We start from the raw sequence: 6463 nt of genomic DNA, 5'->3' as shown, positions 1-6463 counted from the left end.
GCCGAACCCGACACCGACACGATCGAAGAGAACCAGGACGGTACCTACACGGTCACCAGCGTCGAGATGAACCCCGACGCGTATGACAGCTACCGGTTCACTGGTTCGATCACCGACTACAGCGTCACCGAGGGCTACGCCGTCACGGTCAGCGTCGACGGGACGGAAACGACCTTCGAGGAGCTGACCGGGGAGAACAGTGGTTCCTCCGACGGCTCGGACGACTCGTCCGACGGCAAGAAGCTCACCCTCCACGCGAGCCCGGACAACCCCGACACCTACTGTGACGTCTCGTTCACGGTGGACGGCGAGGTCGAGTACGGCGACGAGGCCGAACCCGACACCGACACGATCGAAGAGAACCAGGACGGTACCTACACGGTCACCAGCGTCAGGATGAACCCCGACGCATATGACAGCTACCACTTCAGCGGGACCATCACCGACTACAGCGTCACTGATGGGTACGACGTCACGGTCAGCGTCGACGGGACGGAAACGACCTTCGAGGAGCTGACCGGGGAGAACAGTGGTTCCTCCGACGACTCGGATAGTTCCGGCGACGACTCGGACGGCTCCGGTGATGACGACGCCGGAGGCTCCGACGGGAGTGCCCAGCAACAGCGGACCCTCATCATCGACGGAACCGGTGACAGCGAGGAGACGGCCAAGTACCAGTTCTCCGTGACGGGGACCCTCGAGCGTGACGAACAGCGCACGACGGTCACCGACGGTGGACTCCCCTGGGACAAGGTCCGCGACTACGTGACCGACAGCCGCGCAGTGGGTCTCGTCGGCAACGGACAGGACGCGTATCGATTCACCGGCGGCCTCCAGTCGGTGGAGATCGACGGTGAGGCCGACGTCAAAATCCTGGAGGGATGAGATGAGCGAGTCAGAGTCAGTCGACTGGGGGAAGCTCCCTGCCGATCCGGATCTGGACGACCTCGGGTACGACCCGCTCGAACTCGAGATCACCGAATCGACCGCGGACGGTGGCCACTACGTCATCCTGCCGCACGACGAGTCGTTCCTCCGGGAAGAGGCGTTCATCGTCGCCGACTCCGCCTCTGTCGTCGACCTCGGCGACCGGGTCTGATTCCGAGCAACCGTCTTCGGCAGATCCCTCTCTCGACCGCGCGATGACGTTGCGGATCCGCGTAGTCGTCTCGATTTTTTGGATAACGGTTCTCAGCGGCCTGGTAAGCATCTAAAAACAAAGGCCGTCGGGGAAGCACCACGCCACAGACGGGCTACTGGGTGACACGACCGTGCTAACCGCGCTGAAACGGTGCTCCGGCGTTGTATCGCAAGTCGTGCACCACTCGTGGCCCACTCGGAGTCGATTCCGCAACTATGAGTTACCAGGACTACCTCGACCGGAAGAAACTCATTCTGACCGTGGCGACGACAGGCGGCGTGCACGGGAAGGACGTCAATCCCAACCTCCCCGAACAACCGTACGAGATCGCACGGCAGGTGCGCGAGTGCGAGAAACTCGGGGCCGCTATCGTCCACGTCCACGGTCGTGACGAACACGGCGAGAACGACCCAGAGCGTCTTCAGGCAGTCAACGACGCCATCCGCGAGGAGTGTGACGACATCATCATCCAGAACACGACCGGCGGCCAGAGCCCCTACGAGAACCGCATCGCGGGCATCCGGACCGATCCCGCCCCGGAGATGGCCTCGCTCGACATGGGCCCGTTCAACCGCGGGCAGCACATCATCACCGAACACACTCGCCACAACATCGAATCGCTCGCCCAGGAGATGAACGAGAAGGGGATCAAACCGGAGATGGAGGTGTTCAACAACGGCCACCTCAACGAGGTGTATCGGCTCATCGAGAAGGACATCCTCGATCCGCCGTACTACATCAACCTCATCTTCGGTCCCGGAACCTTCACCATCCCGAGCCCGGAGAACCTCATCAACATGGTGAACAACCTCCCCGACGAGAGCCTCTTCAACATTCTCGCGACGGGGCAACATCAGTTGCCGCTGACGACGATGGGGGCGATCATGGGCGGCCACGTCCGCGTCGGCATGGAGGACAACCTCTACTTCAAGCGGGGTGAGCAAGTCGAAAGCAACGCACAGCTCGTCGAACGGTCGGTAGACGTCATCCACAGGCTGGGTCGCGAACTCGCGACGCCCGACGAAGCGCGAGCGATCCTCGGTATCGACCGATAAGTTTCTCCGATTTCTCGATATTTGACCTCCGAGCGCCCCTCAGACGCCAGTTTTCGCGTGTTGGATTAGTACCCTGTTACTGAACTACGGGCTAAATAACATTGGGTGCATCTGCGCAGGAAGGGAGTATGACGTGCCCATACCTGGAGTATCGTCACAGTGATGGTGACGTGGACTTCGACCACGAACGCCCCCTCTGTACTGTACAAGAGGAGTTCGTCTCGCCGATGAAAGCGGACATCTGCAACGACCGCTTCGAGTTCGAACACGAGTGTGACTGTGAGGTATTCAAATCACACGTTGAAGAGGCGATGCCGGAATCAGCAGCCGACGATGACTGACAGAGCTGTTCCCAACGCTCATCTTCTGGCCGGGTAGAAACAGCGTATCGAGACGAGAGTCGCATAACGCGCGCATACCTTTGTCTGCAGCCCCTGACTCCGGCAACTATGAAGGCGGTTATTCTCGCAGCCGGCCAAGGAACGCGCCTCCGTCCACTGACCGAAGACAAGCCCAAGGGGATGGTTGAGGTCGACGGGAAACCGATCCTCACCCACTGTTTCGAGAAGATGGCGCAACTCGACGCCGACGAACTCATCGTCGTCGTGGGATATCGCAAAGAAGACATCATCAGTTACTACGGGGACGCGTTCCGCGGCATTCCGATCACGTACGCCCACCAGCGCGAACAGAACGGGCTCGCCCACGCCCTGTTGACCGTCGAAGAGGAGATCGACGACGACTTCATGCTGATGATGGGCGACAACATCTTCCGCGCCAACCTCCAGGACGTGGTCCGGAGACAGCAGGAAGACCGCGCCGACGCCGCCTTCCTCGTCGAAGAGGTACCCCACGAGGAGGCATCGCGGTACGGCGTCTGCGACACCAACGATTACGGCGAGATCGTCGAAGTGGTCGAGAAACCCGACGAGCCGCCGAGCAACCTCGTGATGACCGGCTTCTACACGTTCACGCCGGCCATCTTCCACGCCTGTCACCTCGTCCAGCCGTCGGATCGCGGCGAGTACGAGATCACGGACGCCGTGAACCTCCTCCTCCAGAGCGGACGCACCATCGACGCGATCGCCCTCGAAGGCTGGCGGCTGGACATCGGCTATCCCGAGGATCGGGACGAAGCAGAGGAACGCCTCCAGGACGCTGCTGCTGAGACGCCCTCGGCCCAATGAGTTCCCCCGACGTCGCGCTCCGCGAGACGGCCACCGAGACGGACCCGGTCGTCACCCACGAGGCGAAAGGGGAGACGTACACGCTTCGGCGATATCGCCCCGAGGACAGGCAGCCCTTCTTCGACCTGCACGACGCGATCGGCATGATCCCCCACGACGGGGGAACGGAGTGGTTCGACTGGAAGTTCGTCGACAACCCGTATCTGGCACACACTCCACTTTTCGTGGCCGAACGCGAGGACACGGGTGAAATCGTCGGCGTCCGGCCGTTCATGGCCTTTCGCCTGCGCGCCGGCCCGCGAACGGCCATCGGTCTCCAGACCGCCGACACCGGCGTCCACCCGGACCATCGGAGTCGGGGGCTGTTCTCCCGGATGAACGAGCTCGCGTTCGAGTACTATCGCCAGCGAGAACCGGAGGTCATGTTCAGCATCCCGAACGACCTCTCTCGGCCCGGCTACCTCAAGGGAGGTGCGAAAACCGTCAGTCCGATCCGATCACACTTCCGGATCGAGTCCCCGTCGCAGTTCATCGACCAGAAACTCGGTTCGTGGGTGCCGAGTCAGACCGGCTCGGTGTTGGACGGACTCGCGAGCGGGTACCTCGGCTTCCGCGACCGTCGGCACAACGGCGATTCCTCGAAGCGGATCACCGTCGACCGACACGCGACGATCCCCAGCGAGACGCTGGCAGCCCTCGGCACGAGCCATGTTCCGAGCGAGATCCACGCCGTCCGGGACCGGCGGTTCTACGACTGGCGCTTCGAGAACCCCAACTGGGAGTACGACGCCTTCGTCGCGAATCGCGACGGCGACCCGTTCGCGGCGATGGTCGCAGGGACGCGCGAGCACGGCGGCCGTGTGCTGACGCGGATCGTCGACGCGGTTCCGCTCTCAGGCGAGGATCGACTCCCAGGGTTCGCTGCGATCCTCTCACGGCTCCTCGAGGTCCACCGCGACAGCGACGTGTTCGCGTTCGCGGGGACGGGCGTCCCGTCGAAGCTACTTCGGCAGTTCGGCTTCCAACCCAACGACGAGCTCCCGCTGTCACCCGTGTCGAATCAGACGATCCTCATCACCATGCCGCTGCAGCGAACGAACACCGAGAACGAGTGGATGATCGAAGGCAGAGACGTCACCGATCCGACAAACTGGCAGTTGCCGTTCTGTGAGCAGAACACCGCGTGAATCGACCGGTCAAAGGGTCTCAGGTCCCTTCGACCGGACTCGTTTTGGATTCCGTCGCCTGTGCGCGCGTCTCCGCGGCGACTTCGGCCATCGTCTTCACCGACAGCGACGTCCGGCCCCGTCGCCTATCGAGATAGTTGAATATCTCGCGGAGTCGGTCCACGTCTCGCTGTTCCGTGATGCTGTTGGGGTGCAGCCACATGTGGAAGACGCCGTCTCGCTCCCTCGCGGCGTCGATTCCGAGTTTCGCTTGCTTGACCATCGGATCGCCGAACACCGGTTCGACGAGGTCCCGCGCCTGCCCCTCGAAGCTGAACAGGTGGAGCGAGGCGGGGATGTTGACGAGGCCGAACGAATCGACGGTGGGTTCGACGAGCGGTGGCGGCCGCCGAACGAGCGTCGCCTGTGCGAGTTTCCCGACCGGGCCGTCCCACACGTCGTTTCGCTTCGTCGCGGGGTTGACGCCGCGGTAACACTCGATGCCGTACGCCGCCAGCGCATCGAGGTGGCCGACGTTGTTCCGCGGGAAGACGAACGACTGCATCTCGATCCCGCGTTCCCGAGCGAGTTCGATCCCGGCAGCGACCTCGGATCTGGCCATCTCCCGCGTCGTCTCGCTGTCTCCGAACTCGACGTGTGAAAAGGTGTGTGACCCGATGTCGTGGTTTGCGGTGGCATCCTGGAGCGCCTCGACGAGCCCGTCCCCGTACCGGAGGGAAGCCGGCATGGCGTCGTCGCCGCGCTCGTGGTCGAACCACCCGGGTGGCGTGGGATGGGTCGCGTGGCAGTTGTCGCAATCGTCCAGGAGCAGATGGCCGACGACCGCCCAGGTCGCATCGATCCGATAGGTGTCACAGAGGGAGACCAGCGTCTGCCATCCCTGCCGAGCGTTCGCGAGTCGATCGGCAGGTGGATCTTTCTGGTCGTGGAATCCCCAGCCGAGTTCGGCGTCGACCGAAAGCACGACAGTACCCATATCACTGGCGACGGTCGGCGCGTCACTTTGTTACCCGCTGGACTGCCCGAGTAATCCCATCTTACCTATCGTGTGGCCGCTCTCGGTCGGTGCGCCGTCGAAGTACCCCGGGGTTTCGCACATCGAACTCCTACCAAGGTTCAGAGAATCCATAACAAAGGCGCAAACGCCGCTACTAGCGAACTGACGCGGGAGCGGTTCACGAGAGCGCCACCGAACGCTCGTACTGGACGCCCCGGTGATCCTCCCGTGTCGAGCCCAACGCAGGAAGATGCCGCACACAGATGGTGATTCAACGTGATCGAAGCACGCATCGGTGACGATTGTGATATCGCGCGGTCGGTACAGATAGTCTCGCCCGACGGGGACAGCGCTCCCCCGCGGATCGGAGACGGTGCGACGATCAGATCGGGGTCGATCATCTACCCCGACGTCGAGATCGGCACCGATCTCACGACCGGACACAACGCGATCATCCGCGAGCATTCCACGCTCGGCGACGACGTGATCGTCGGTACGAACACGGTCATCGACGGGACCTGTGACGTCGGGTCCCGCGTGAGCATGCAGACCGGTGTGTACGTTCCGCCCGAGACCACCATCGCTGACGGCGTCTTCCTCGGCCCTCATGCGGTCCTCACGAACGACCCCTATCCCCTCCGGACCGACGTCGGTCTCGTCGGTCCGACTCTCGAATCGAACGCCTCCATCGGAGCCAACGCCACGGTCCTCCCAGACGTGACCGTGGGCGAACGGGCATTCGTCGCTGCCGGTGCTGTCGTCACCGAAGACGTGCCACCGGAAACGCTGGCCGCTGGTGTCCCCGCTGAACACCATCCGCTCCCCGATCAGCTACACGGAGCAAACGAGCTCTGAGTGGCAGCCGGCAGCGCGACCTCCCTGCACCCCAGCCGACC

Annotated in this window: 7 protein-coding genes and 1 pseudogene; 7 read left to right on the top strand and 1 reads right to left on the bottom strand. The window is 62.9% G+C overall.

Annotated elements, in window-relative coordinates:
- The 6 genes and pseudogenes from ACFR9U_RS15635 to ACFR9U_RS15610 form a co-directional block, all read left to right on the top strand.
- Positions 1-885 (top strand): annotated as a pseudogene (locus ACFR9U_RS15635) (hypothetical protein); the annotation flags it as partial.
- Position 886: 1 nt separating this feature from the next.
- Positions 887-1099 carry a hypothetical protein gene (locus tag ACFR9U_RS15630; RefSeq protein ID WP_247381366.1) on the top strand — a complete coding sequence of 71 codons (213 nt, stop codon included), beginning with the start codon at positions 887-889 and terminating at the stop codon, positions 1097-1099.
- A gap of 257 nt (positions 1100-1356) precedes the next feature.
- Entirely contained in the window at positions 1357-2196 is an 840-nt protein-coding gene (locus ACFR9U_RS15625; RefSeq protein ID WP_247381367.1) for a beta-keto acid cleavage family enzyme, read from the top strand.
- A gap of 128 nt (positions 2197-2324) precedes the next feature.
- A complete protein-coding gene (locus tag ACFR9U_RS15620; RefSeq protein ID WP_247381368.1) occupies positions 2325-2537 on the top strand; it encodes a hypothetical protein in 213 nt (70 codons plus the stop codon).
- Positions 2538-2645: 108 nt separating this feature from the next.
- A complete protein-coding gene (gene aglF, locus ACFR9U_RS15615; protein ID WP_247381369.1) occupies positions 2646-3383 on the top strand; it encodes a UTP--glucose-1-phosphate uridylyltransferase AglF in 738 nt (245 codons plus the stop codon).
- Positions 3380-4570 carry a GNAT family N-acetyltransferase gene (locus ACFR9U_RS15610; RefSeq protein WP_247381370.1) on the top strand — a complete coding sequence of 397 codons (1191 nt, stop codon included), beginning with the start codon at positions 3380-3382 and terminating at the stop codon, positions 4568-4570. The genes aglF and ACFR9U_RS15610 overlap by 4 nt, the downstream gene beginning before the upstream one ends.
- Positions 4571-4589: 19 nt before the next feature.
- Here the strand turns inward: ACFR9U_RS15610 and ACFR9U_RS15605 are convergent, their stop codons facing one another.
- Positions 4590-5546 (bottom strand): polysaccharide deacetylase family protein, encoded by a 957-nt coding sequence (locus ACFR9U_RS15605; RefSeq protein WP_247381371.1) that lies wholly within the window; start codon positions 5544-5546, stop codon positions 4590-4592.
- 300 nt (positions 5547-5846) lie between these two features.
- Between ACFR9U_RS15605 and ACFR9U_RS15600 the strand changes: the two genes are divergently transcribed.
- Entirely contained in the window at positions 5847-6422 is a 576-nt protein-coding gene (locus ACFR9U_RS15600) for an acyltransferase (RefSeq protein WP_379814711.1), read from the top strand.
- The last annotated feature ends 41 nt before the right edge of the window (positions 6423-6463 follow it).

This window comes from Halorientalis brevis (genome assembly GCF_042678165.1).
Lineage (GTDB): Archaea > Halobacteriota > Halobacteria > Halobacteriales > Haloarculaceae > Halorientalis > Halorientalis brevis.
This window is presented reverse-complemented; position numbering and strand designations above follow the sequence as displayed.

What these genes read in the sequence shown, in the direction of transcription:
- ACFR9U_RS15630 (WP_247381366.1), top strand. Translation starts at nt 887, where the DNA reads ATGAGCGAGTCAGAGTCAGTCGACTGGGGGAAGCTCCCTGCCGATCCG.
- ACFR9U_RS15625 (WP_247381367.1), top strand. Translation starts at nt 1,357, where the DNA reads ATGAGTTACCAGGACTACCTCGACCGGAAGAAACTCATTCTGACCGTG.
- ACFR9U_RS15620 (WP_247381368.1), top strand. Translation starts at nt 2,325, where the DNA reads ATGACGTGCCCATACCTGGAGTATCGTCACAGTGATGGTGACGTGGAC.
- aglF (WP_247381369.1), top strand. Translation starts at nt 2,646, where the DNA reads ATGAAGGCGGTTATTCTCGCAGCCGGCCAAGGAACGCGCCTCCGTCCA.
- ACFR9U_RS15610 (WP_247381370.1), top strand. Translation starts at nt 3,380, where the DNA reads ATGAGTTCCCCCGACGTCGCGCTCCGCGAGACGGCCACCGAGACGGAC.
- ACFR9U_RS15605 (WP_247381371.1), bottom strand. Translation starts at nt 5,546, where the DNA reads ATGGGTACTGTCGTGCTTTCGGTCGACGCCGAACTCGGCTGGGGATTC.